Origin of the sequence: Microcystis sp. LE18-22.4A, from assembly GCF_027531105.1 — a bacterium.
GTDB lineage: Bacteria > Cyanobacteriota > Cyanobacteriia > Cyanobacteriales > Microcystaceae > Microcystis > Microcystis aeruginosa.
In genome coordinates, this window is sequence record NZ_JAPZRB010000373.1 from 1 (window position 1) to 4154 (window position 4154).

Genomic DNA, 4154 nt, shown 5'->3' on the forward strand with positions numbered 1-4154 from the left:
AAGTCGATTAGTGATGCTTCTTGGTATCAATTCACCGAATGGTTTGAATTTTTTGCCAAGATTTATCGGATTGTTTGTATTGCTGTTCCTCCCCATTTTACTTCTCAAGATTGTTCAGTTTGTGGGACGAGAGTTCAAAAATCATTAAGCACTAGAACTCATCAATGCCCCAATTGTAAAACAGTCTTAGATAGGGATCATAATGCAGCAATAAATATTCTTAAAAAAGGGTGGCAATATTTGGGAAATCATCTCAACGGTACTGTTGGGCAAACAGAAACCGACCCAAACCCCCCACCCCCCCTGCCCCCCCGACATCGGGGGGCGGGGGGACAAGGGGGGGGAGAGTCCGGCCTCTGGATTCTTAATGGAGACATTGAGAATCTAAGCTGTCTCGTTGAACAAGGAATTTCCGATAGTGATAGGTCAAGAATCCACCGTCACAGCGTAGCTTGACGGTGGGAGTATGTCAATTAAAAAATATTTTTACCCATGCAAAGGATAATTTTGTTCTTGTTAGTATTGATTCTAGGCTGTAGTAACCATTTAGAATTATCTATAGCAGGAAATTTAAGCGATCGCTTAACCGATTATCCTCGCTGGATGACTAAACCGGTGGTTAGTTTTGCCAGCGGAGATTTAGTTTATCCCGATTGGATGGTAGGCAATTGGACTGTCACCAGTACTCTGATCGATTTAACCGCTCCTCTTGCTCCCCAGATTATCACACCTGGTTTTGAAAGTAATCGTCGTTACCTAGAACAATCGATCGAGTTTCCAGTGAGATTCATCGAGAAAGCTATGTCCAGACCGATAAATGCTGCCTTTTTATCCACCATTATCAGTAAACCATCAACTGTGGCCGATCGATCCTTTAATGGTTTAGCAATTAGTCGCGCCTATTTAGGTAATCAATCGGTATTATCGGTAAAAACTGACCCCAATAATCCCAATCGTCAGATTACCTTTTTACGGGGCGCTCATCAACTAATTTCCACGGTAATTGCCAGAAATAGCGAAACTCCTAGCCGAAATCAATTTATTGCCACAGAAATTAGTCAACAAACTTTCCGGGGAGAAACCAATACTTATCTTAATGAGGTGGAAACCACCACCGCCTATCAGTTATTATCTCCTAATAAAATTCTAGGCGATCAGGTGACAGCCATTTATCTTTCCCCCCAATCGCCTGATTATTTCCAAGCGCCGAATCGTCCTGTGGCTTTGTATCGTTATCGCTTACAATTGCTGAAAGATTAATATAGATCCTGAAAAAATCAAAAATCTTCCCTTAGGTGAGGAGACAGGAAGAGAAAAAGACAAGAGACAATTCTAGCCATAAAACCTAAGATTATGTCCAAAAGGAATTAAGAGAACTTTCCCGGGCCTAGTTTTCGGACTTTATTGGAGGACTTGGGGACGATTGGTTTGAATACTCTTAATCCCTCCTACAGCAGATGTTATGGCCTTTTGTCAACGGGGAAGTTCAGTAATAATCATCAACAGTTGATGGTCTCATAGTCTCAGCATCTGTGTTAGAGTTAAGCGATAACTATGTCCTGGGGAAAAACTATGAGTCTTTGTTTTAATCCCACCTGTCGCCACGAAAACCCTAAAGATATTGTATCCTGTGAACGCTGCGGTCAGTCATTAAAGTTAGGCGATCGCTATCGAGGATTGAGAGAAATTGGGTCTGGGGGGTTTGGCATCACCTATTTAGGTATAGATGAAAGCGAAACTAATCACCCTCCCTGTGCGATTAAACAATTTTCCCCCCATAGGACTAATGATGCTCAGGTATCCTCTGGCCTCTTCCGTCGAGAAGCCCAAAGTTTACAGGTGCTTAACCATCTCCAAATCCCCAAATTTTTGGCATATTTTTATATAGATGAACAACAGTATCTTATCCAAGAGTTCATTCCAGGAGAAACCTTAGAACAAGAATTAGCAGCAAGGGGGGTATTTAGAGAAAGCCAAATCCGAGATATACTCAATCAAATTTTACCGATTTTACAATATCTACACGCTAAAAACCTAATTCATCGGGATGTTAAACCCGCTAATATTATCCGTAGAACAAGCGATAAACGTCTCTTTTTAGTAGATTTTGGGGCGACTAAACTCCACACGGGAACTAACCTGGCTAAAACGGGAACTAGCATCGGAACTGCGGAATTTGTCGCCCCAGAACAATTACGAGGAAAAGCGGTTTTTGCTAGTGACCTCTATAGTTTAGGTGTAACCTGTATTTATTTATTAACTAATACATCACCGTTTAATTTAGTGGATGGTGATAATAATTGGGTATGGCGAGACTGGCTTGGGGAAAATACGGTTAGTTCTCAATTAGCGGAAGTTTTAGATGGTCTAATTGCGCCAGGTCTAAGTAACCGCTATACATCAGCTTCAGCGGCATTAAAAGACCTCAATCAGCCTCGCAAAGCGAAAAATGTCTATGGTAATTATTTGTGGTTTGGCAGTGCAATTGCTGCTTTGATAGCCCTGTTTTATGGGTTCAAAACCACCCAAGAATCATCAAAGATTGAACCACCCACCTCACCAACTCAACCGATTATTCGCCCCAGCAATTTAGAAGTAATTAAATTATTATCTATTTATGTTAATGTACAAAATACATCCTATTTAGACAAGGGAAAATTTCTTGAAAAACTCTCAGGATTAATTGCCCTACCCAGCCATTATTTTGAGGTACAAGTTATTAATAATCATGGAGTGCAAGTAGCCGCGATTCCTCGCCAAAGTGATAGTTATGGTTATGTAGCGGTTTTATGGGGGGGTAAAATGTCAGATGCCGATAGCAAACGCCAACAAAATTGGCAACCTAAAGACCCGACAGATTATGGAACTTTCAGTATTCCTAATTTTCGGAAAACCCCCTCCAATTATGTCACGAGAGTTAGCTATTGTGAAAGCATCCAAACGACGACAGAACCGCCATTATTATCAACCGTAGGGGATTCACTACCTCTTTCCAGTGATGAATTACCCTGTCCCCCGGGTTATGCTTTTTCTTTGGGAATCATTGATGCGATCGGCAAATTAGCAGCCACGACCGTTCCAGCCGTCATTACGCCAATTCAAAAATGAAACGCATCGGCCTTAAGATTTGAGAGAGAAAGGCTCATCAGGTGAACCTCCCGCGCATTTAAATTGCTTGTTGAGACGAGGCACTCTGGCAACAGCAAAGGGATTGGGGGAGATTCGGCTAATCTTAAGAATAAGCGGTTGCCCCCTAGTTCTATCTCAAGGTCGCGAGAGGACTCCCGTTAAACCGCTACGCAGTTAACGGGAGATGAATCGCGACCAGAATGAAACTAACGCGGTAGCGTTTCCACTTTTGGGGAGTTTTGGTTCTCGACGTATTTTTTTAGTTGTTCGACAGTAAGTAGTCGTGCAAAATTAATTTCTTGGTTAGGATAGGCAAAAGGCAAGAGGCAAAAGGCAAAAGCTTGATCGAAATGTGTAATTAATTTTGCTTAGGTACTTAACGCCGCCACAACTAGCCACGAAATAAGCTCCCGTCCAAAAATAAGGTTTATTGTCGAAATACTTGGCCGCCAAATCCAGAAATTCCTTTCTAATTAATGGGACTACTAACTGTTTTAAGGTTAGCGATTAATTTGGATAAAGCGATGTCAGGCTTGTCATCGATAATCAGGTGAACGTAATCCGATTCACCGTTGAAATCAAGTAATGTGCTGTCCCATTTTGTGAGCGTTGACACAAAGATTTCTTTAAGTCGGGCTAAGATTTCATTGTTAATAGCAATGGTCGGTATTTGATGACAAATACCACATGAGCGGTAAGTCTATAAACAGAGCAAAATTCATGATTGTAATCAGTTGACATATTAGATGGTAAGTGTTATAATCTAATTTTACATCACGAAACTAACGACAGTGATAACGCTTACCTACCAGTACAAACTAAAGGTAAACAGGCAACAGGAACGGGAGATAATCCACATTCTTGATGTTGCCAAAAGCGTTTACAATTACGCTCTTTCAGAACGGAAAGATTGGTTAAACTCTCGAAAGTGTCTTGCGGATCGTTGTTCGTTAGTTTCCGAGTACATAATTCCTGCGGATGAACCCTATCCAAATTACTTCGTTCAAGCTAAAAATCTAACGGAA

General features: G+C 41.3%; 5 protein-coding genes. 4 read left to right on the plus strand and 1 reads right to left on the minus strand.

The window, feature by feature from the left end:
• The 3 genes from O9295_RS16670 to O9295_RS16680 form a co-directional block, all read left to right on the plus strand.
• Positions 1–456, plus strand: a 456-nt coding sequence (locus O9295_RS16670) for an RNA-guided endonuclease InsQ/TnpB family protein (RefSeq protein WP_288033968.1), incomplete at its 5' end; no start/stop codon positions are given.
• A gap of 36 nt (positions 457–492) precedes the next feature.
• Entirely contained in the window at positions 493–1260 is a 768-nt protein-coding gene (locus tag O9295_RS16675) for a DUF6816 family protein (RefSeq protein ID WP_288033969.1), read from the plus strand.
• 312 nt (positions 1261–1572) lie between these two features.
• Positions 1573–3108, plus strand: a complete 1536-nt coding sequence (locus O9295_RS16680; protein WP_288033971.1) for a serine/threonine-protein kinase — start codon at positions 1573–1575, stop codon at positions 3106–3108.
• 490 nt (positions 3109–3598) lie between these two features.
• Here O9295_RS16680 and O9295_RS16690 read toward each other — a convergent pair whose 3' ends face one another.
• Positions 3599–3811: an IS200/IS605 family transposase gene (locus O9295_RS16690; RefSeq protein ID WP_502846513.1), complete on the minus strand. Its 213-nt coding sequence runs from the start codon at positions 3809–3811 to the stop codon at positions 3599–3601.
• Positions 3812–3920: 109 nt separating this feature from the next.
• On the opposite strand from O9295_RS16690, the gene O9295_RS16695 reads away from it, so the two are divergent.
• Positions 3921–4154 (plus strand): helix-turn-helix domain-containing protein (locus O9295_RS16695; RefSeq protein WP_288033973.1); only part of this gene is annotated, 234 nt, incomplete at its 3' end.